This window comes from Streptomyces sp. NPDC049837, from assembly GCF_040674455.1.
Classification (GTDB): Bacteria; Actinomycetota; Actinomycetes; order Streptomycetales; family Streptomycetaceae; genus Streptomyces.
Genome location: NZ_JBFAMP010000001.1, coordinates 769,650 through 790,837, shown reverse-complemented (window position 1 = coordinate 790,837; position 21,188 = coordinate 769,650). Strand labels below are relative to the sequence as shown.

Annotated in this window: 19 protein-coding genes; 14 read left to right on the top strand and 5 right to left on the bottom strand. The window is 71.5% G+C overall.

The window, feature by feature from the left end:
• Window positions 1-11: 11 nt before the first annotated feature.
• The 8 genes from AB0J57_RS03560 to AB0J57_RS03525 are packed head-to-tail and all read left to right on the top strand — an operon-like array spanning window position 12 to window position 7,411.
• On the top strand, window positions 12-1,043 hold the full coding sequence (locus AB0J57_RS03560; protein WP_366126467.1) for an MCE family protein: 1,032 nt from the start codon (window positions 12-14) through the stop codon (window positions 1,041-1,043).
• Window positions 1,040-2,065: an MCE family protein gene (locus AB0J57_RS03555; protein WP_366126241.1), complete on the top strand. Its 1,026-nt coding sequence runs from the start codon at window positions 1,040-1,042 to the stop codon at window positions 2,063-2,065. Before AB0J57_RS03560 ends, AB0J57_RS03555 begins: the two co-directional genes overlap by 4 nt.
• Window positions 2,062-3,150: an MCE family protein gene (locus AB0J57_RS03550; protein WP_366126240.1), complete on the top strand. Its 1,089-nt coding sequence runs from the start codon at window positions 2,062-2,064 to the stop codon at window positions 3,148-3,150. Before AB0J57_RS03555 ends, AB0J57_RS03550 begins: the two co-directional genes overlap by 4 nt.
• The gene (locus AB0J57_RS03545; RefSeq protein ID WP_366126239.1) at window positions 3,147-4,274 is read left to right on the top strand and encodes an MCE family protein; all 1,128 of its coding nucleotides are present in this window, start codon (window positions 3,147-3,149) and stop codon (window positions 4,272-4,274) included. The genes AB0J57_RS03550 and AB0J57_RS03545 overlap by 4 nt, the downstream gene beginning before the upstream one ends.
• Window positions 4,274-5,389, top strand: coding sequence for an MlaD family protein (locus tag AB0J57_RS03540; RefSeq protein ID WP_366126238.1), 1,116 nt, complete (start codon window positions 4,274-4,276; stop codon window positions 5,387-5,389). Before AB0J57_RS03545 ends, AB0J57_RS03540 begins: the two co-directional genes overlap by 1 nt.
• Complete coding sequence (locus AB0J57_RS03535) at window positions 5,386-6,177, top strand: hypothetical protein (protein ID WP_366126237.1); 792 nt, start codon at window positions 5,386-5,388, stop codon at window positions 6,175-6,177. Before AB0J57_RS03540 ends, AB0J57_RS03535 begins: the two co-directional genes overlap by 4 nt.
• Window positions 6,178-6,204: 27 nt before the next feature.
• The gene (locus tag AB0J57_RS03530) at window positions 6,205-6,750 is read left to right on the top strand and encodes a hypothetical protein (protein ID WP_366126236.1); all 546 of its coding nucleotides are present in this window, start codon (window positions 6,205-6,207) and stop codon (window positions 6,748-6,750) included.
• A gap of 13 nt (window positions 6,751-6,763) precedes the next feature.
• Complete coding sequence (locus AB0J57_RS03525) at window positions 6,764-7,411, top strand: hypothetical protein (RefSeq protein ID WP_366126235.1); 648 nt, start codon at window positions 6,764-6,766, stop codon at window positions 7,409-7,411.
• Between the two features lie 29 nt (window positions 7,412-7,440).
• On the opposite strand, the gene AB0J57_RS03520 is transcribed toward AB0J57_RS03525, so the two are convergent.
• Window positions 7,441-8,517 (bottom strand): ATP-dependent DNA ligase, encoded by a 1,077-nt coding sequence (locus AB0J57_RS03520; protein ID WP_366126234.1) that lies wholly within the window; start codon window positions 8,515-8,517, stop codon window positions 7,441-7,443.
• Window positions 8,518-8,591: 74 nt separating this feature from the next.
• Here AB0J57_RS03520 and ligD point away from each other — a divergent pair, with 74 nt between their 5' ends.
• The gene (gene ligD, locus AB0J57_RS03515) at window positions 8,592-9,602 is read left to right on the top strand and encodes a non-homologous end-joining DNA ligase (RefSeq protein ID WP_366126233.1); all 1,011 of its coding nucleotides are present in this window, start codon (window positions 8,592-8,594) and stop codon (window positions 9,600-9,602) included.
• A gap of 6 nt (window positions 9,603-9,608) precedes the next feature.
• Here the strand turns inward: ligD and AB0J57_RS03510 are convergent, their stop codons facing one another.
• On the bottom strand, window positions 9,609-11,771 hold the full coding sequence (locus AB0J57_RS03510) for a family 16 glycoside hydrolase (RefSeq protein ID WP_366126466.1): 2,163 nt from the start codon (window positions 11,769-11,771) through the stop codon (window positions 9,609-9,611).
• Window positions 11,772-11,833: 62 nt separating this feature from the next.
• Entirely contained in the window at window positions 11,834-14,326 is a 2,493-nt protein-coding gene (locus AB0J57_RS03505; RefSeq protein ID WP_366126232.1) for a ThuA domain-containing protein, read from the bottom strand.
• 195 nt (window positions 14,327-14,521) lie between these two features.
• On the opposite strand from AB0J57_RS03505, the gene AB0J57_RS03500 reads away from it, so the two are divergent.
• Entirely contained in the window at window positions 14,522-15,526 is a 1,005-nt protein-coding gene (locus tag AB0J57_RS03500; protein WP_366126231.1) for a multicopper oxidase domain-containing protein, read from the top strand.
• Between the two features lie 132 nt (window positions 15,527-15,658).
• The gene (locus AB0J57_RS03495) at window positions 15,659-16,510 is read left to right on the top strand and encodes an alpha/beta hydrolase (RefSeq protein WP_366126230.1); all 852 of its coding nucleotides are present in this window, start codon (window positions 15,659-15,661) and stop codon (window positions 16,508-16,510) included.
• A gap of 21 nt (window positions 16,511-16,531) precedes the next feature.
• Here the strand turns inward: AB0J57_RS03495 and AB0J57_RS03490 are convergent, their stop codons facing one another.
• Window positions 16,532-17,173: a TetR/AcrR family transcriptional regulator gene (locus tag AB0J57_RS03490; protein WP_366126229.1), complete on the bottom strand. Its 642-nt coding sequence runs from the start codon at window positions 17,171-17,173 to the stop codon at window positions 16,532-16,534.
• A 293-nt stretch (window positions 17,174-17,466) separates the two neighbouring features.
• Here AB0J57_RS03490 and AB0J57_RS03485 point away from each other — a divergent pair, with 293 nt between their 5' ends.
• The 3 genes from AB0J57_RS03485 to AB0J57_RS03475 all read left to right on the top strand — a co-directional run bounded on the left by AB0J57_RS03485 (window position 17,467) and on the right by AB0J57_RS03475 (window position 20,105).
• Window positions 17,467-18,264 carry a VOC family protein gene (locus AB0J57_RS03485; RefSeq protein ID WP_366126228.1) on the top strand — a complete coding sequence of 266 codons (798 nt, stop codon included), beginning with the start codon at window positions 17,467-17,469 and terminating at the stop codon, window positions 18,262-18,264.
• A 170-nt stretch (window positions 18,265-18,434) separates the two neighbouring features.
• Window positions 18,435-18,686: a WhiB family transcriptional regulator gene (locus tag AB0J57_RS03480; RefSeq protein ID WP_366126227.1), complete on the top strand. Its 252-nt coding sequence runs from the start codon at window positions 18,435-18,437 to the stop codon at window positions 18,684-18,686.
• Between the two features lie 66 nt (window positions 18,687-18,752).
• Window positions 18,753-20,105 carry an SDR family oxidoreductase gene (locus tag AB0J57_RS03475; protein WP_366126226.1) on the top strand — a complete coding sequence of 451 codons (1,353 nt, stop codon included), beginning with the start codon at window positions 18,753-18,755 and terminating at the stop codon, window positions 20,103-20,105.
• A 109-nt stretch (window positions 20,106-20,214) separates the two neighbouring features.
• On the opposite strand, the gene AB0J57_RS03470 is transcribed toward AB0J57_RS03475, so the two are convergent.
• A complete protein-coding gene (locus AB0J57_RS03470; RefSeq protein WP_366126225.1) occupies window positions 20,215-21,186 on the bottom strand; it encodes an acyl-ACP desaturase in 972 nt (323 codons plus the stop codon).
• Window positions 21,187-21,188 lie beyond the last annotated feature (2 nt).

Below are 21,188 nucleotides of genomic sequence, written 5' to 3'. Positions count from 1 at the left end.
AGGGCCCGCAAGTGAAGCGCCGCTCCCTCGCCGGACCGCTCACCAAATCGCTCGCCTTCATCGTGGTGACCGTCCTCGCCACCACCGTCCTGGCGTTCTCCGTCGCCAACGAGAGCGTCGGCGACACCGTCACGTACAAGGCCCGCTTCACCGACGTCACCGGCCTCGTCGAGGGCGACAGCGTCCGCATCGCCGGGGTGAAGGTCGGTCAGGTCGAGTCGGTCGGGATCGCCGACCGGCGGGTCGCCGAAGTCGCCTTCACCGTCCAGGAGGGCCGGAGGCTGCCCGCGTCGGCCACCGCCTCGGTCAAGTACCTCAACATGGTCGGCCAGCGGTACGTCGACCTCGACCGGGGCACCGGCCCCGTCGGCCGGGCCCTGCCCGCCGGCGCGGTCATCCCGCTCGAACGCACCACCCCCGCGCTCGACCTCACCCAGCTCTTCAACGGCTTCCGCCCGCTCTTCCAGGGCCTGTCGCCCGACGAGGTCAACAGCCTGGCCGGCTCGATCGTGCGGGTCCTCCAGGGCGACGGCGGCACCGTCGACTCCCTCCTCGAACACATCGGGTCGCTCACCACCACCGTCGCCGGCAAGGACAAGGTCATCGGCGAAGTGATCAAGAACCTCAATACGGTGCTGAAGACGGTCAACGACCGCGAGGCGGGCTTCAACGACCTCGTCGTCACGCTCCAGCGGCTCGTCAGCGGCTTCGCCGGGGACCGCGAGCCACTCGGCGAGGCCATCACCGCCATGGGGTCGCTGACCACCGTCACCGCCGGGCTCCTGGCGGACGGCCGCGCCCCGCTCAAGGAGAACATCCGTCAACTCGGCCGCCTCTCCGGGCAATTGGCCGACAGCACCGACCGGATCGAGAACTTCCTGCGCACCACCCCCGCCAAGATGCAGGCCGTCGGACGCCTCGCCTCGTACGGATCGTGGCTCAACCTCTACCTGTGCCAGGCCACGGTCACCGGCGTCACCACCGACGACGGCTCCCGGCCGCCCACCGGCATCGCCATCACGGAACCGAGGTGCCGCGGATGAAACGCCTCATACCCGTAGGGGAACGCAACCCCGTCACCTTCGGCGTCGCCGGCCTGCTCCTCCTCGCCCTCATCGCCCTCGGCGCGTACAAGATCGACGCCCTGGCCGGCGGCACCACCACCTACACCGCCGACTTCACCGAGGCCGCCGGACTCGACGAGGGCGACGAGGTACGCATCGCCGGCGTCAAGGTCGGCGAGGTCACCGGCGTCGCACTCGACGGCGCCAAGGTCAAGGTCGGCTTCGAGGTCGACGACACCACCTGGATCGGCGACTCCAGCACCGCCGCCATCGCCATCAAGACCCTGCTCGGCGAGAAGTACCTGGCCGTCGACCCCCTCGGCACCCGCGCCCAGGACCCCGGCGAACGCATCCCCGCCTCCCGCACCACCTCGCCCTACGACGTCACCCAGGCCCTCACCGGCCTCGGCGACACCATCAACGCCATCGACACCCGGCAGCTCGCCAAGAGCTTCGAGGCCATCTCCGCCACCTTCGCCCACTCCCCGCCCGACGTACGCAGCGCCGCCACAGGCCTGTCCGCGCTCTCCAGGTCCGTCTCCTCGCGCGACGCCCAGCTCGCCGAACTCCTCAAGGGCGGCAAGCGGCTGACCCAGACCCTGGCGGGCAAGAAGAACAGCTTCGAACTCCTGCTGGAGGACGGCGGCCTGCTCCTCGGCGAACTCCAGGCCCGCCGCGACTCCATCCACCTGCTGCTCACCGGCGCCCGGGACCTCGGCAGCCGGCTCACCGGCCTCGTCCAGGACAACAACCGGCAGCTCGGGCCCACCCTCACCGCGCTCGGCCGGGTCACCGGCGTCCTGGTGAAGAACCGCGCGAACCTCGACCGGACGCTCGCCCTGGCCGGCCCGTACTACCGGCTCGTCGGCAACACCCTCGGCAACGGGCGCTGGTTCGACACCTACGTCTGCGGTCTCGTCCCCAGGAACTACCTGACCCCCGGCACGCCCCCGGCCACCGGCTGCATGCCGCCCAAACCGACAGGAGGCGGTGCCCGGTGAACCTCCGCCGCGCCATCGGCATCACCGCCGGGCTCGCCCTCGTGGCCGTCGCCGGGGCGTCCGGCGTCATGGCCCTCGACGAGTCCCGCACCACCCGCGTCACCGCCCGCTTCGACCGGGCCACCGGCGTGTACGAGGGCTCCGACCTCCGCATCCTGGGCGTGAAGGCCGGCACCGTCGGCCCCGTACGCCCCCGGGGCGACGAAGTCGAGGTCACCCTGCTGATCGACGAAGGCGTCCGCGTCCCCGCCGACGCCCACGCCGTCATCGTCGCGCCCAGCGTCGTCGCCGACCGCTACGTCCAGCTCGCCCCCGCCTACACGGGCGGCCCCGAGATCCGCGACGGCGCGGTCCTGCCCGCCGCCCGCAACGCCACGCCCCTGGAGGTCGACCAGCTCTACGCGTCGCTCACCGAACTCAGCGAGGCCCTCGGCCCGAACGGCGCCAACGCCGACGGCGCCCTGGCGGACCTGGTCGACACCGGCGCCGCCAACCTCAAGGGCAACGGCAAGGCCATCGGCGACTCCATCGAGCAGTTCGGCAAGGCCGCCAAGACCCTCGACACGAGCAGCGGCGACCTCTTCGACACGCTCGCCCACCTCCAGTCCTTCACCACCATGCTGAAGAACAACGACGCCCAGGTCCGCACGGCCCAGGAGCGGCTCGCCACCGTCACCGGCTTCCTCGCCGAGGACAAGGAGAACCTGGGCGCCGCGCTCAAAGAGCTGGGCACCGCCCTCGCCCAGGTCAAGACCTTCATCGAGACCCACCGCGGCAGCCTGAAGAAGAACGTCGACCTCCTCGTCCCGCTCACCCGGACCCTCGCCGCCCAGCGCGCCTCGCTCGCCGAGACGCTCGACACCGCACCGCTCGCCGCCGGCAACGCCCTCAAGGCGTACGACCCGGTCCACCGCACCCTCAACGGCCGCGCCGACCTGAACGAACTCAGCTTCGGCACCGGCGCCACGGACCTCCCGAACGGCCTGGTCCCCGTCGGCCCCGCGCGGCGCGCCGACCTGCCCGCACTGCCGCTGCCAGCCGTCGGCACCGTCTACGGCACGCCCGAGAAGGGGGCCTCACGGTGACCCGCCTCTCCCGCCGCACCAGCACCGCCGCTGTTCTGGTCCTCGCCGCCGGCTTCCTCGCCACCATCGCGAGCTGCGGCGCACCGGCCGGCCCGGAGCTGTCCGGCATCGAGCAGTTACCGCTCCCGGGAGGCGCCGACCTCGGCGACCACCCGTACGAGATCACCGCCGAGTTCGCCGACGTCCTCAGCCTCGTCCCGCAGTCCGCGGTCAAAGTGAACGACGTCGCCGTCGGCCGCGTCACCCGCATCACCCTCGACCCCGCCGACTGGTCCGCCACCGTCACCATGCGGGTCAACGGCGACGTGACGCTCCCCGCCGACGCGTACGCCCACCTCGAACAGTCCAGCCTGCTCGGCGAGAAGTACGTCCAGCTCAGCGCACCCGCCAAAGGCCCCAAAAGCCCCGAAGGTCCCGAAGGCCACGGAACGCTCGTCGACGGCGACCGCATCCCCATGAGCCGCACCAACCGCAACCCCGAGGTCGAAGAGGTCTTCGGCGCCCTGTCCATGCTCCTCAACGGCGGCGGCATCCAGCAGATCCGGACCATCACCACCGAGCTCGGCACGGCCCTGCGCGGCAATGAGACCAAGGTGCGCTCCCTGCTGAAACGGCTCAACACCCTCGTCGCCACCCTCGACGGCAACAAGAGCGACATCACCGCCGCCCTCGACGGCGTCAACCGGCTCACGGCCACCCTCGCCGGCCGCGAACGGGACATCGGCACGGTCCTCACCGGCCTCAGCCCGGGCCTGAAGGTCCTGGAAAAGCAGCGCGCCTCGCTCCTCACGATGCTCGGCGCCCTCGACACCCTCTCCGGCGTCGCCGTCGACACCGTCAACCGGAGCAAGGCCGACCTGATCGCCGACCTCAAGGCCCTCGGCCCCACCCTCCAGGCGCTCGCCGACTCCGGCAAGGCCCTGCCCGACTCGCTCCAGGTGCTGCTCACCTACCCGTTCACGGACGAGGTGCTGCGCGGCGTCAAAGGTGACTACCTCAACGTCTACCTGGACGTCACCGCCGCCCCCGGGACACAGATCATCCCGGCGCTCACACCCCCGGACGAGTCCCCCGAGTCCGGCCCCGGGCTGCCACTGCCCCTGCCGCCGACCGGGAGGAACTGATGCCCACCGCCGCCACCCGGCTCAAGAACCTCGCCTTCCTCGTCATCGGCGCCCTCGTCCTCGGCTTCGTCGGCGTGCGGTACGCGGACCTCGGCCACCTCGTCGGCCTGCGCGACCACTACACGGTCCGCGTCCAGCTCGCCACCACCGGCGGCCTGTTCACCCACTCCAACGTCACCTACCGCGGCGTCCCGGTCGGCCGCGTCGGGCCCATCCACCTCACCGACGACGGAGTCGAGGCCGAACTGCGCATCAAGAACTCGGCACCCGCCATCCCGGCCGACCTCGAAGCCGTCGTCGCGAACCTCTCCGCCGTCGGCGAGCAGTACATCGACCTCCGCCCCGCCTCCGACGGCGGACCGTACCTGCGCGACGGCGCCGTCATCGCCCGCGCCGACACCCGGACACCCGCACCCGTCACCACCGTACTGAGCGGGGTCGCCTCGCTGGCCTCCTCCATCGACCCGGAGGCACTGCGCACGGTCGTCGACGAACTCGGCACCGCGCTGAACGGGCGCGGCGACGACCTCCAGGCGCTGATGGACAGCGGCAACGCCTTCGTCCTCGCCGCCGACAAGGCGCTGCCCGCCACCACCCGGCTGATCACCGACGCCGAGACGGTGCTGCGGACCCAGGCCGAGGAGGGCGAGGCGCTCACCTCCTTCGCCTCCGGCGCCAAGGAGCTCGCCGCGCGGCTCAAGGGCTCCGACGCCGACCTGCGGGCGCTGATCGCCGCCGCCCCGGACGCCGCCGGCCAGGTCAGGGCCCTGCTGCGGGACCTCGACCCCGCCTTCGGCGTCGTCCTGGCCAACCTGCTGACCACCTCGGAAGTGGCGGTGACCCGGCAGCGCGGCATGGCGGAGTTCCTGGTGACGATGCCCGCCCTCGCCGCCGCCGGGTCGACCGCGGTCACCGCCCAGGGCGTCAGCCTCGGCATGTCGGTCACCTTCTTCGCGCCGCTGCCCTGCACGGCGGGGTACGGAGGAACCACCTATCGCAACGGCCTCGACCTCTCGCCCGCCCCGGGATTCAACACCAAGGCCCGCTGCACCTCCGCCCCGTCGAGCGGCATAAACGTCCGCGGCTCCGCCAACGCGCCCCAGGGGGACCGATGACGCTCCTGACGCGACGGCGGCTGGGATGGTGGGCCGCCGTCGCCGTGGCGGCGCTGCTGTGCGGCCTCGCCGGCTGGTCGTACGCCCGGGCGGGCGGCGACGGGACCCATGCGTACGCCGAGGCACGGGACGACGCCCTGGAGGCGGGGCGCCGGGACGTGGCCCGGCTCAGCGGCGTGGACGCCACGGGCGCGTCCGTCCGCGCCACCGTCACGGACGCCGCGCTCACCGCCCTGGACGACCGGGCCGGTACGGCACGGCTCATCGCGACCGTACGGGTGGAGACCACGCCCCCGGACCGCAGGCGCCTGGAGGCCACCCTCGCCCGCACCGGCGAGCGCTGGGCGGTCACCACGCTCACCGACGTACCGGTGGGCGGACCTCCGCCCGCCCGGCGGAACCGGGCGCCGGCCGGCACCGAGGACACCCCCCGGGTCGTGGAGGAGGTCGGCGGGGCGCTCACCCGGGTCTTCTCGTACGGCCCCGACGGCACCGCCACGACCCGGCAGGCAGCGCGCCGGCTCCTCGCGGGGAAGGCGGCCCGCCAGTACGAGGCCCTGTTCGGCCAGGTCGAGCAACAGGCGGCGCGGCAGAAACTGACGCTCACCACCCATGTCGTACGCGCCGGCGTGACCCGGCTCGACGACCACGGCGCACACCTCCTGGTCTTCCTCGACCAGGTCGCGCGGCGCGCCGGCAAACCGGCCACCACGGTCGCCGCGCAGCTCTCCGTCACCGCGGAACAGCACGGCGGCCGCTGGCGCATTGTCGACATCCGATCGCGATAGGGGGCACCCGAACCGATGGACCGCACCATGAGAGGCAACCCGCTCCTCACGTCGGCGGCGGCACTCGCCCTGCTCGCCGCCGGCGGCGCGGGCTGGGGCGGCTGGGCTTGGTACACGGCCGCGCACGACGAGTCCGCCGCGTACGCCACGACCCGCGACGAGGTGCTCGCCGCGGGGGAGCAGGCCGTCCAGAACATGAACACCCTCGACCACCGTGACCTGCGGCGCGGCCTGGACACCTGGCAGGCCTCCGCCACCGGCGACCTGCTGGCCCAGCTCACGGACAGCCGCGCGCAGTTCGAGCGGCAGATCCGGCAGGCGAGGACCGTGACCGGCGCCAAGGTGCTGTCCGGCGCGGTGACCGAGCTCGACACGCGGGCCGGGCGGGCGAGCGTGATGGTCGCCCTCCGGATCACCGTGACCCCGCCCAAGGGCAAGCCCGCCGCCAAGGAGGCCCGGATGCTCGGCGAGCTCACCCGCACCCCCGAGGGCTGGAAGCTCAGCGCCCTCGGCCAGGCACCGGTCGGCACCACGCCCGGCACCACGCCCGGTCCTGCGACCGCCGCCGACTGAGAGGAGTCGTTTAGTGTCGACCACCCGTCACCTCGTCAACCGGCACCGCCGCCTGGCGACCGTCAACGCCACGCGCACGGCCGCGCCCCGGCGCAGGCCGACGCCCACGCCCCGCGCCGCACGCGATGCCCGCCGGCCCCGGAGTCACCGGCTACCCGCCGCACTGGGCGCCCTCACCGTCCTCCTGGGCGGGTTCGCCGCCTGGGCAACCGGCGAGGCGGCCGCGCTGCGCGACACGCCCGCCGCCCGTAACCCCGCCCTCACCGACGTCGCCCGCACCAGCGAGGTCAAGGGGCAGGTCACCAAGGCGGTGAACGAACTCTTCTCGTACGACTACGCGGCCACCGGCGCCGCCGACAAGGCCGTGCGCGCCCACCTCATCGGCGAGGCGGTCGGGCAGCACCGCGCGATGCTGGCCCCGGTACGGGAGCAGGCGGCGCGGCAGAAGCTCGTCCTCACCACCACCGTCACCCACAGCGGCGTGGAGCTGATCGACGGCGACCGGGCGCGGGTGCTGATCTACGCGGACCAGAGCAACACCCGGACGGCGGCCAAGAAGGACGGCACGACGTACGGCGCCGCCATGTTCGCGGTGGACGCGGTACGGAAGGGCGACGTCTGGCGCATCGCCGCGATCGACACCCTGGGCGCGGGCTCATGAGGCGTCGGGTGCGACCCGCCGCCTCTTGTTCAGCCCGCGTCCCCGCCCCCTGACAGCACCTCGTCGAGGTCGTACGAGACCGGCTCCTCCAACTGCCCGTATCCGCAGCTCTCCGGTGTACGGTCCGGCCGCCACCGGCGGAACTGGGCCGTGTGCCGGAACCGTGTGCCCTCCATGTGGTCGTACCCGACCTCGCACACCCGCTCGGGCCGCAGCGCCACCCAGGACAGGTCCTTCTTGCCGGACCAGCGGCTCGGCGCCCCGGGCAGCCGGGCGGTCTCGTGCGCGGCCTCGTCCGTCCAGGCCGCCCACGGGTGGTCGTCGGGCGGGTCCATGCGCAGCGGTTCCAGCTCGTCGACCAGTTCCGCGCGGCGCTTCTCGGTGAACGCGGCGCAGACCCCGACGTGCTGGAGGGTGCCCTGGTCGTCGTACAGGCCGAGCAGCAGGGAGCCGACGACCGGGCCGGTCTTGTGGAAGCGGTAGCCTGCCACGACGACGTCGGCGGTCCGCTCGTGCTTGATCTTGTACATCAGCCGGGCGTCCGGCCGGTAGGGGAGGTCCAGGGGCTTGGCGATCACGCCGTCGAGCCCGGCACCCTCGTACTGTTCGAACCAGCCCCGCGCCACCTCGATGTCGGTGGTGGACGGTGCCAGGTGCACGGGGGAGTCGACGCCGTGCAGGGCTTCCTCCAGCGCCGCCCTGCGCTCGACGAGCGGGGTGTCCATCAGCGACTCGTCGCCGAGGGCCAGCAGGTCGAAGGCGATGAAACGGGCGGGCGTGCGTTCGGAGAGCATCTTCACGCGGGAGGCGGCGGGGTGGATGCGCTCGGTGAGCCGGTCGAAGTCCAGCCGCCCCTCGTGGGCGATCACGATCTCGCCGTCCACGACACAGCGCTCGGGGAGCCGTGGCGGCAGGGCGGTGACCAGCTCGGGGAAGTACCGGGTGAGTGGCTTGCCGGTGCGGCTGCCGATCACCAGTTCGGGCCCGTCCCGGTGGACGATGGCGCGGAAGCCGTCCCACTTGGCCTCGTACTGCATACCGGGCGGGATCTTCTTCACGGACTTGGCCAGCATCGGTTTCACGGGCGGCATCACCGGCAGGTCCATGGCTCGATTCTGCCCGAGAGGCGAGCGATATGCCCGATATGCGCACCTTATCTGGGCGTTCTACTGTGGCACCCATGGGAAACGCGGTGGAGCTGGAGGCCGGCGGGCGGACCGTACGCCTGTCCAATCCGGACAAGGTCTACTTCCCGGAGCGCGGCTTCACGAAGCTGGACGTGGCGCGCTACTTCCTCGCCGTGCGCGAGGGCATCACCCGCGCCCTGCGCGACCGCCCGACCACCCTGGAGCGCTTCGTCGACGGCGTGGAGGGCGAGTCCTTCTTCCAGAAGCGCGCGCCCAAGAACCTCCCCGACTGGATCCCCACCGCCCACATCACCTTCCCCAGCGGCCGCTTCGCCGACGAGATCCGCCCCACCGAGATCGCCGCCGTCATCTGGGCCGCCAACCTCGGCACCCTCACCTTCCACCCCTGGCCCGTCCGCGGCGACCAAACCGACCACCCCGACGAGCTGCGCATCGACCTGGACCCCCAGCCCGGCACCGGCTTCGCCGACGCGGTGGCCGCCGCGCACGAGCTGCACGCCCTGCTCGACGACTACGGACTGCGGGGCTGGCCGAAGACCTCCGGCGGGCGCGGCATCCACGTTTACGTACCGATCGAGCCGCGCTGGGACTTCACCCGCGTCCGCCGCGCCGCCATCGCCGTCGGCCGCGAGCTGGAACGGCGCATGCCCGGCCGGGTCACCACCGCCTGGTGGAAGGAGGAGCGCGGCGAGAAGATCTTCGTCGACTACAACCAGACGGCCCGGGACCGGACCATCGCCTCCGCCTACTCGATCCGCCCCAAGCCGCACGCCCCGGTGTCCGCCCCCCTCCGCTGGGAAGAGCTCGACGACGTCGACCCCCGGGACTTCGACCTGGCGACCATGCCCGTGCGGTACGCCGACCACGGCGACGTCCACGCGGACATGGACGACCACGCCTTCTCGCTGGACAGCCTGCTGGAGCTGGCCGCCAAGGACGAGCGCGACCACGGCCTGGCGGACCTGCCGTACCCGCCGGACTACCCGAAGATGCCGGGTGAGCCCAAGCGGGTACAGCCGAGCCGCGCCAAGAAGACCGAGTGACTCCGCTCAGAGTTCCTTGATCCGGATGTCGCGGTAGGAGATCACATCCGTCGTGCCGTGGACCTGGAGCCCTATGTAGCCGGTGGCGTACCGCCGGCCGTCCGTGCCCGGGTCACCGTCGCGCGGCGGGTAGAACTCCTGGCCGCCGTTGTTGTCGAACTCGTTGATCAGGACACCGTTGCGGAAGACCGAGTAGTGCTGGCCCTCCACCCGGATCTCGTAGTCGTTCCAGGTGCCCTTCGGAGTGACGCCCGCGCCGCCCAGGCCCACCCGGTCGAACCCGTATATCGAGCCGGTCTTGTACATGTCGCCGTCGGGCCGGTCCAGGACCTGGACCTCGTGCCCGAACTTGATGGCGACCCACTCCGGCCGGGGCTCCTCGGGGTGGTTGTGGACGTTCGGGAAGCGGACGAACACACCGGAGTTGGCGTTGCCCGAGCCCGGGGCGTCGTCGCGCCACTGGAGCTTCAGCGAGAAGTCCCCGTACTGCCGCTGCGGGAACCACAGCATGCCCATGCCCGGGACCGTGGTGCTGCTGGTCATCGAGCCGTCGCCGTTGAGGGCGAACTTGCCGCCGCCCACGTGCTGCCACTTCGCGAAGGTCTCCGCCGATCCGTCGAACAGCGTCCGGTAGCCGTTGGTCTGGCCCGGCTTGCCGATGCCGGACTCCTTGGCCGCGCGGTGGATCGTCCGGTGCTCCCGGGCGTCGATGACCCCCTCCGCGAGGAGCTTGTCGAGGACCGCGTCCACGTGCTTGAGGAACAGCGCGTGCGACGACCAGTCCTTCTCGTCCTCGATCAGCTCGTTGATGGTGCACCGGCCGCGCGTCATCCGGTTGGGCACGCCGGAGTCGACCGTGCCGACGATGACGGTGAGCCGCTCGTCGTACTCGGGGCAGTTGGGCGCCGGTACGCCGCCGCCCTCCGCGACGTTGAAGCTCACCTGCTTGGCCGCCGAGGTGTTGCCGGCCTTGTCGGTGGCCCGGTGCAGCACCGTGTGGTAGCCCACCCGGTCCACGACGACCGGGGCCGTGTACGCCAGGTACGGCCCGCCGTCCAGCGAGTACTCGACCTTGTCCACGCCCGAGCCGCCGGTGTCGGTCGCCGTGACCGCCACGGTGGCGCTGGTGATGAACGCGCCGTCCGAGTTCTTGCTGCCGGTCACCGTGGCCGTCGTCTCGGGCGGGGTGGTGTCCTGGGTGGGCGGGGCGACGACCGTGAACTGCACCGACTTCTCGGCCGCCACGTTCCCGGCCCGGTCGGTGGCCCGGTAGCGGACCGTGTGGGTGCCCACCTGGTGCACCATCACCGGGGCGGTGTAGGTCTGCCAGGCGCCCTCCGCCCCGATCGCGTACTCGATGGTGTTGACGCCCGAGCCGGTGTCGGACGCGGTGACGGTGACTGTCGCCATGTCCAGGTACTGGCCCTGGTCGTTCTTCTCGCCGCTGACGGTCGCCGACGTCTCCGGCGGGGTCTTGTCGTCCGTCGGCGGGGCGACCACGGTGAAGTCGACCGCCTTCTCGGCGGAGGTGTTGCCCGCCTTGTCGGTGGCCCGGTACCGGATCCTGTGGGCGCCCACCTCGTGGACCATCACGGGCGCGGTGTAGGTCTGCCAGGCGCCGTCCGCCCCGACCGCGTACTCGATCCGGTCCACGCCCGAGCCGCCGGTGTCGGTGGCCGACACCGTGACGTTGGCGTGGCCGATGTACGCGCCGTCGGCGTTCCGCTCACCCTCGACCTTCGCGGAGGTCTCCGGCGCCGTGGTGTCCTCGCCGCCGCCCCCCTCCGTCACGGTGAGGATGCCCTGCATCGAGCCGTGGCCGGGGATCGTGCAGTAGAACCGGTACCGGCCGGGCGTCAGGGTGACCTGTGCGGTGTGCTTGCCGCCCTGGTCGTCGTTGGGATTGGCCAGGATGTTCAGCGGGACGTCGTTGTTGTACTCCGGGTCCGAGACGTCGAACGTCAGCGTGTGCGGCATCCCGGTGGTGTTCCCGGTGGCCGTGCTGTTCTCGAACACGATCGTCGTCGGGCCCGCCACCGCGGTGGCCGGGAAGGTCAGGTAGCGGTCGATGGGGTCACCGGCGGTCCAGGTCAGCACCTGCTCCGCCGCGGCCGCCGGTCCGTTGTCGGGCCGCCCGTACGCGGCGGTCGACGTCAGGCCGAGGACCATCAGCAAGGACCCGAACAGGGCCGTCCACAACCGTAGGGAGCGGTGTCTCACCGTGCTGGGACTCACTGCGCTGCCCCCTTCCTCGCGAGACCGTCGGCGGCGGGCGTCGGCTCGCCGCCCTTGTACGTCACGCGCCACAGCGCGGACTGGGAGTCGGAGGTGAAGAAGCCGCGCCCGTAGTCCAGGACGTACAGCGAACCGTCCGGCGCGAACTTCCAGTCCATCAGGTTGCGGATGCCACCGGATCCCACCGGGATGATCTTCTTCAGGGACTCCGCGTGCACCGGCAGCCCGCCCTTGCCGACCGTCCTCGGGTCCATCAGGACGGCGTGCCGCGGCTGGTCGCCGTCGTAGAAGTCACCGACGAACCACTTGCCGTCCCAGTACGCCGGCCACTTGACCGTGCTGTCGGACGCCGTGTCGTACCGGTACACCGGGCCGTTCATGGTCGCCTGGCCGCCGCCCTTGAGCCACGGCAGCAGCAGCCTCTGCTCCTCCGTCCGGTAGCTGGGCACCCCGTTGGCGTCGCGCGGGTAGTCCACGCCGCCGCCCTGTGGCGAGTACCAGATCGAGTTCGGTGTGACGGGCGGCAGGTTCACCAGACCGTCGTTGTTCGGCGACTCGTTCTTCGGCCTGGCGCAGTCGTACCAGCCGAGCGGCTTGCCCGGGTCGGGCAGGTTGCGGTCCCGGTAGGGCTGGTTGTTGCCCATGCAGTACGGCCAGCCGTGGTTGCCCGCCTTGGTGATCGCTGCGAACGTGTCGTACTTCGCCGGGCCCCACGTCGTGGACGGCGCACCGGCGTCGGGGCCGACCCACCCCGCGTAGAGGATGTCGGTCTGCTTGTCGACGAAGATCCGGGCCGGGTTGCGCACGCCCATCACATAGATCTCGCCGCGCGTCTTGCCGCCCCCCTCGTCCGGCTCCTCGCCGGTGAAGAGGTTGCCCTCGGGAATCGTGTACGTGCCGTCGTCCTCCGGGTGGATGCGCAGGATCTTGCCGTTGAGGTTGTTGGTGTTGCCCGAGGTGCGGCGGGCGTCGGCGAACGAGACGCCCTTGAAGTCGGGCTCGGGGTTGTTGCCCGAGTACCCCGAGCTGAAGCCGCTGGAGTTGTTGTCACCGGTGGCGATGTACAGGTTCTCCTTCGAGTCCCAGGCCATGCCACCGCCCGCGTGGCAGCAACTGTGGATCTGCACCGGCCACTTCAGCAGCACCTTCTCGCTCGCCAGGTCCAGCCTGTTGGTGGCGAGGTCGAGGGTGAAGCGGGAGACGTACCGCTCCGCCATGTGCGTGTCGCGGTTGATCCGCGAGTGGGGTGTGTAGTGCAGGTACACCCAGCCGTTGGAGAGGAAGTCCGGGTCGAGCTCGATGCCGAGGAGACCCTCCTCGTTCTTGATCAGCTCGTCGCCGCCACCCTTGTTGCCGAAGACCGTCAGCTCGCCCGCGAGCTGCACCTTCTTCGTCTTCGGGTCGTAGACGTGGATCTCGCCCTTGCCCTTGCCGATGTCCGGGTTGTTCCAGTCGGTCACCACGGGCTTCGAGGAGTCCGCGCCGCCGCGCCCGATGTAGAGGATGCGCCCGTCGGGGGCGGCGACCAGGCCGTGCGGCTCACCGATCTGGTCGTTCTGCCCCGGCTGGTTGGGCCGGGTGACCCGCTCGGCGGTGTAGTTGGCGTCGACGGTGGCCTTGCAGTCGGCACGGGAGAGCCGGGTCGTCCACAGCAGCGCGCCGCGCAGGTGGTCGCGGAAGTCGGTCTCGGCGAACGAGTCGACCGTGCCGCCCATGCCCGTGTAGAAGGACCGGCCGCCGTCGTAGTCACGGCACCAGGAGACCGGGTGGTCCCAGCCGTTGGCGCTCGCGCCCGGCTGGTAGCTGCTCTCCTTGACCCGCGCCACCGTGTGCACCTTGCCCGACGGGTTGACCGTCCAGTTGAGCCACTTGTCCGGGCGCTTCCAGTTCAGCGGCAACTGCTTGGTGGCAGGGTGCTGCCGGTCCCCGACCTCGACGGTCGCGCGCTGGACGGCGGTGGGGCCGTTCGCGGCGGGCCGGGCGCCGACCAGACCGGTGAACCAGTCCGAATAGGGCTCGGTGCGCGCCGCGTCGTGGATGCCGAGGAAGCCGCCGCCGGCCTCCATGTACGCCTCCAGGCCGGCCTCCTGCTCGGGGTCGAGCACATCGCCGCCGCCGGTCAGGAACACCACCGCGTTGTACCGGCCGAGCTTGCGGCCGTTGGTGAACACCGAGGCGTCGTCCGTGGCCTCGGTACGGAACTGCTGGGCGGCCGGGCCGGATTGACCGATCGCCTCGATCGCCGCGATACCGGCGTCGACGGTCGGGGACTCGGCGGTCGCCGAGGCGTGGAAGACCAGCACGCGCACATTGGCCCCGCCGGGCGGCGACTGTATCGACAACGTTGTCCGAACGGGGCCTGGCTCACCGGGATTGGGCTCGGCGGTGGCCGCCGTCCCGCTGAGCAGGGAGGCCGCCATGGCGCCGGTGGCGAGAGCAACCCCCGCCCGGCGGCGGGATCTTGACCGGTGATGTGGTGCACGGTGCATGTGTTCACCCACCCCTCTGTGGTCACAGCAAACGACGATGAAGCTAGACCTCTTTCCGCGACACGCCAATAGCTTGACACCAATCCCGCGAACTTTGTCCTGGCTGTGGATAAACCCGTCCCCGCCCGGCTACGGTGTGCCCGTCCCGGGGGCACTCCGCCCCGTCATCCTCCGCACCGCACTGGGGAGTTCGGCATGGACAGACGGAGCTTCAACCGGCGCCTGCTGGCCGGGGGAGCGGTTGCCGCGACCGGCGTGACATCGTTGTCCTCGGCTTCCGCGTCCCCGGCCTCCGCGCCCGGCGCGGTGTCGGCCGAGACGCCACCGCCGACCGCCCCGGCGGGCGGCCAGGTGCGCCATCTCAAGCTGTACGCCGAAAAACTGGCAGACGGTCAGATGGGCTACGGGCTGGAGAAGGGCAAGGCCACCATTCCCGGGCCGCTGATCGAGCTGAACGAAGGGGACACGCTCCACATCGAGTTCGAGAACACCATGGACGTCCCGGTCAGCCTGCACGTCCACGGTGTGGACTACGACGTGGCGAACGACGGCACGAAGATGAACCGCAGCCATGTGGAGCCCGGCGGCACCCGCACCTACACCTGGCGCACGCATGCCCCCGGCCGCCGCAAGGACGGTACCTGGCGCGCCGGCAGCGCGGGCTACTGGCACTACCACGACCACGTCGTGGGCACCGACCACGGCACGGGCGGCATCCGCAAGGGGCTGTACGGGCCCGTCGTCGTGCGCCGCAAGGGCGACATCCTGCCGGACAAGCAGTTCACGATCGTCTTCAACGACATGACGATCAACAACAGGCCCGGTCACCAGAGCCCCAACTTCCGAGCCACGGTGGGCGACCGGGTGGAGATCATCATGATCACCCACGGCGAGTACTACCACACCTTCCACATGCACGGTCACCGGTGGGCGGACAACCGCACCGGCATGCTCACCGGCCCGGACGACCCCAGCCCCGTCATCGACAACAAGATCACCGGTCCCGCCGACTCCTTCGGCTTCCAGATCATCGCGGGCGAACACGTGGGCGCCGGGGCGTGGATGTACCACTGCCATGTCCAGAGCCACTCGGACATGGGCATGGCCGGGCTCTTCCTGGTGGCCAAGCCCGACGGCACGATCCCCGGCTACGAACCGCACCACCCCACGACGGCCGCAGGCGGCGCGCACGCCCACTGAGCGTCCCGGCTTCCGGTAGGCCCGCCCCGGAGTGCCGGGGCGGGCTTTTCGTACCCCAAAAACTATACGAACGGTCGTGCTAGCATTTTTGGTCTCGCCCCGGCCGACCGAGGAGAACCCGGCATGCACCCCATGGCTCCACTCCTTCGCACCGCCCTCAACACCACCTCCCGCGTCTCGTCCCGCCTCTCCGGCAGGCTCGCCTTCGCCGCCTTCGTCCAGCCCCTGGGGCGCAGCCGCGTCCGGCCGGCCGAGCGCCCGCTGCTGGACCGCGCCCGGCTCGGCACCCTGCGGGTGAATGGAAGGAACGTCGTCACGTACGCGTGGGGCGACGGCGCCCGTCCTGTGCTTCTGGTCCACGGCTGGTCGTCGCGGAGCTCCCGGTTCAGCGCGTTCATCGCCGCCCTGTGCGACAAGGGCTACAGCCCCGTCACCTTCGACGCGCCGGGTCACGGCGACTCGGAGGGGTGCGCGAGCAACATCCGCGACTACCGCGAGATCATCGGGCGGCTGCACGCCGAGCACGGTGACTTCGAGGCCGTCCTCGCGCACTCCTTCGGAGTGCTGGCGTCCTTCGTCGCGCTGCACGACGGCGTCGTGGCGCACCGGTTCGTCGGCATCGGAGGCGTCGCCGAGTTCGACCACCTCCTCGACGCGTTCTGCGCGCGACTCGGCCTGCACGAGCGGCTGAAGCACGACATCCGCGGCCACGTCGAGCGCCGCCTCTTCCCCGGCGAGCCCGGCATATGGCAGCGCCTCACCGCCGCCTACGAGGCGGACCGACTGGCCGCGCCCGTCCTGCTGTTCCACGACGAGGACGACGACATGACCCCGGTCGCCCAGTCACGCCTCGCCGCCGCCGCCCACGGGGACCGTGCCCGCCTCGTCGTCACCAAGGGCCTCGGCCACCGGCGGATCCTCGCCGACCCGGAAGTGGTCGCCCAGGCGGTCGACTTCGTCGTCACGGCCGACGCCCGGCTCTGACGGGTGACCCCGTGGCGGCGCCTACGGCCGCTGAGGCAGCGCCCCCGGGTCCGTCACCTCGGCGCGCAGCCGGCTCAGGATGCCCTTGGCGGCCCGGTCGTAGGCGGAGTCGTCGTCGTGCAGCACCGACTGGGCGTTCGCCGCCTCCATCAGCGCGATGATCTCGAACGCCACCTGGCCCACGTCCATGCCGGGATCGAAACCGCTCGCCGCGCGGGCCTCGTCCAGGGTCCGCTCCACGTACGCCACCCAGTCGTGGCGCGCCTTCGCGATGGCCTCGTGCACCGGCCCGCTGCGAGCGTCGAACTCCGCCGACACGCCGTAGAAGAAGCACCCGCCCGCGAAGACCCGCTCCCGGGAGTACCCGAGCCAGTTGTCGCACAGCGCCCACACCCGCCCGGGCCCGGGCGGCAGGTCCCGTACCGGAGTGATCACCCGCTCGACGTACACGGCGACCGCCGCCCGTACCGTCGCCAGTTGCAGCTCCTCCTTGGAGCCGAACAGGGCGAAGACCCCGCTCTTGCTGAGCTTCAGCTCCGTGGCGATACGCCCCAGGGAGAGGCCCTCCAGCCCCTCCACCGAGGCGATGTCCACCGTGCGCCCGAGGATCAGCCGCCTGGTCTGGTTGCCGCGCTCGACCCGTCCGTCACGTCCGTCCGTCATCCGCCCAGCGTACTGAACGCACGGTCGTGCGGTCAGCTCGCGATGTCGAGCACCTCCCAGTCGACGGCCGACTCGTGCCGCACGTGGATACGAGGTCCCCGGCAGACCGGCCGGCAGCCGGAAGGCGGCGCTCCCGTCCGCCCCGGGGAGCCGCGCCCGGGACACGGGCTCCGCCCCGGTCGGCGTCAGCCGGCAGTACGTGAGCAGATCCGCGGCTTCCCCGTTCCCGCTGAGGAACACGTGCGGGCGCCCTCCTGATGCGGGGCTCCGGCCACGGCAGCAGACTCGGCACCATGCTGACCACCCGTTACCTCACCGGCTCCCCGAACTGGGTCGACCTGGGCACCCCCGACCTCCAGGGAGCGGAAGCCTTCTACGGCGCCCTGTTCGGCTGGCGCTTCCGGTCGGCCGGTCCCGAGGCCGGCGGATACGGCATGTTCCAGTTGGACGGCAGGACCGTGGCCGGCGGCATGACGGTCCCGCCCGACCAGGCACCGCCCGGGTGGACCGTCTACTTCCGGACATCCGACGCCGACGCCACGGCGGCGGCCGTGCGCGAAGGCGGCGGAACCGTGCTGTCCGAGCCCATGGACGTCTTCGACCTCGGCCGCATGGCGGTCTTCGCCGACCCGGCGGGCGTCGGCTTCGCCGTCTGGCAGCCCGGCGCGAACAAGGGCCTGGACGTGGTCAACGACCCGCACAGCCTGTGCTGGACGGAGCTGTACACCCGCGACCCGGCCGCCGCCATGGCCTTCTACGGATCGGTGCTCGGCATCGAGTCGTCCGCCGTACCGTGGCCCGACGGCACCGGCTCGTACATCCTGCTCACCCCGGCCGACGGCGGTGACGACGACTCCTTCGGCGGCGTGGTCCCCCTCGAATCGGACCCCCTGGAGTCGGCGGAGGGCCCTTACTGGACGCCCTACTTCGAGGTCCCCGACACCGACGCGACGGTCGCCAAGGCCGAAGAACTGGGCGGCACCGTCCGCCTCTCCCCGAGCGAGATGGGCGGCGTGGGCCGCTACGCCAAACTGACCGACCCCTACGGCGCCCGCTTCGCGGTCATCACCAGCACCCCGCCGCCGCCCTAGCCACCGCGACACCGACACCGAAGCGACACCGACACCCCGATCGAATCGAACCCCTTGCCGATCACGCCCCGGAGGCCCATGCTTACGGAGCGAACCAACGCCGTTCCGGCCGTCCTGCCGTTGATCGTTCGTTGACGTCCCGTTTATCGGAGCGGGGCAGCGTGTCCGGCATGCCGATCAACCGCACCACTCGCGACGACCACGAACTCTCCTGGCAGGAAGCCGCCCTGTGCGCCCAGACCGGCCCGGAATTCTTCTTCCCGGACCCGGGCTCCTCCACCCGCGAGGCCAAGCGCCTCTGCGCCGCCTGTGAAGGCCGCGAGGCCTGCCTCGAATACGCCCTCACACACGACGAGCGCTTCGGCGTCTGGGGCGGCCTGTCGGAGAAGGAGCGGTACGCGCTCAGGCGGCAGGGGCGCTGAGCCCAGGAAGAACCGGGGGATAACCGGATGCCCGTGCGAGCCGCCCGCCCTTAAGATCACATGCGCATGGAGCAGCAGCACAGCGCAGTGACGGACGACGAGCTGGCCGCGTTCGGCCGCACGGTGGGGCGGCTACGCGCCCTGCCGCTGGACGACCCGATACGCATGCGGGCCGAGGAGCTCGCCGCCTCCTTCGCCCGCGAGAGCCGCAACAAGCGCCGCAAGGCCCGGCACCGGGCGCGCTCCGAGGCCGACGCCGTGCTCAGCGCCGCCACCGCCACCGGTGCGCTCGACCGGCGGGAGGACGCGCCCCTGGCCACCCGGCGCGGCACGGTGGGGGAGTTCCTCAAGCCCCGCCACTGCTATGTCTGCAAAGCGCCCTATCGACGGGCCGACGCGTTCTACCACCGGCTCTGCCCCGCCTGCGCCGACGACAACGCCGCCCGCCGCGCCCTGACCACCGACCTCACCGGGCGCCGCGCGCTGCTCACCGGCGGCCGTGTGAAGATCGGGTTCCAGTTGGCGCTGATGATGCTCCGCGACGGCGCCGAACTCCTCGTCACCAGCCGCTTCCCCCACGACACGCTGCGCCGCTTCCGCGCCGCCGAGGGCAGCGAGCGGTGGCTGGAGCGGCTCACCGTCGTCGCCATCGACCTCCGCGACCCGCGCCAGGTCCTCGGCCTGTGCGAGCGGCTGCTCGCCGACGGCCGGCCCCTGGACATACTCGTCAACAACGCGGCCCAGACGATCCGCCGCCCGCCCGAGTCGTACGCCGCGCTCCGGGCGGGGGAGCGGGGCGAGCTGCCGGCCGGCGTCATCGCCGCCCCCGGGTACGCCCCCGCGCTCCCGGCCACCGGTGGCGGCGCTCTCGCCCTCGTAGGCCTGGACAGCCTCGAAGGCGAAATGGACGAGGCAGGGCTCCTGCCCGACCCGGCGCCGCACAACTCCTGGTCCGCGCGCCTCGGCGAGCTCGACCCCGCCGAGCTGCTGGAGACCCAGCTCGTCAACGCCCTCGCGCCCGCGCTGTTGTGCGACCGCCTGCTGCCGCTGCTGCTGGCATCCCCGCACCCACGCCGTTACATCGTCAACGTCAGCGCGGTGGAGGGACGGTTCGCCGTACGCAACAAGACGGCCGGCCACCCGCACACCAACATGGCCAAGGCCGCGCTCAACATGCTCACCCGCACCAGCGGCGAGCACCTCGCCGGGCACGGCGTCCACATGTGCAGCGTCGACACCGGCTGGATCACCGACGAGAACCCCGCACCCCGCAAGGCGCGGATCGCCGCCGCCGGCACCCGCACCCCGCTGGACGTGGTGGACGGCGCCGCCCGCGTCTACGACCCGATCGTGCGGGGCGAGGCGGGCGCACCGGTCGCCGGGGTCTTCCTGAAGGACTACCGCCCGGCCGCCTGGTGATCCGGAGCGGGCGGCACTGTGCGCCGGGCCGCGCTCCCCGCCCAGCCGGAGCCGGGCCTCCACCGCGGCGGGTGGGGCCCGGGCCGGGAGAGCGCGGTGCCCGCCGGGGTCAGCGGCCGCGGGCCGCCATTCGGGCCTTGCGGGCCGCGAGCTTCTCGTCGAACTTGCTGGCCTCCGCGTCGAGCCCGCCCATGTACAGGCCCAGCTCCTCCTGCGCCTTCAGGCCCTCCGGGCCGAGCCCGTCGATCTCCAGCACCTTCAGGAAGCGCAGCACGGGCTGGAGGACGTCGTCGTGGTGGATGCGCAGGTTGTAGATCTCGCCGATGGCCATCTGCGCGGCCGCCCGCTCGAAGCCCGGCATGCCGTGTCCGGGCATGCGGAAGTTCACGACCACGTCGCGGACGGCCTGCATGGTCAGGTCCGGGGCGATCTCGAAGGCCGCGCCCAGCAGGTTCCGGTAGAAGACCATGTGCAGGTTCTCGTCGGTCGCGATGCGCGCCAGCATCCGGTCGCAGACCGGGTCGCCCGACTGGTGGCCGGTGTTGCGGTGCGAGATGCGGGTCGCGAGCTCCTGGAAGGCGACGTACGCGACCGAGTGCAGCATCGAGTGGCGGTTGTCCGACTCGAAGCCCTCGCTCATGTGCGCCATCCGGAACTGCTCCAGCTTGTCCGGGTCCACGGCGCGCGAGGCGAGCAGGTAGTCGCGCATCACGATGCCGTGCCGGCCCTCCTCGGCGGTCCAGCGATGCACCCAGGTGCCCCATGCGCCGTCCCGGCCGAAGAGGGTGGCGATCTCGTGGTGGTAGCTCGGCAGGTTGTCCTCGGTCAGCAGGTTGACCACGAGCGCGATCTTGCCGATGTCGGTGACCTTGGACTGCTCCGGCTCCCAGGCCTCGCCGTCCTCGAAGAAGCCGGGGAAATTACGGGCGTCCGACCACGGGACGTACTCGTGCGGCATCCAGTCCTTGACGACCTTGAGGTGGCGGTTGAGCTCCTTCTCGACCACCTCCTCCAGGGCGTACAGCAGCCGGGCGTCGGTCCACACGTCCGAACTGCCGAGGTGGGGAGAGGTGAGGGTCATGC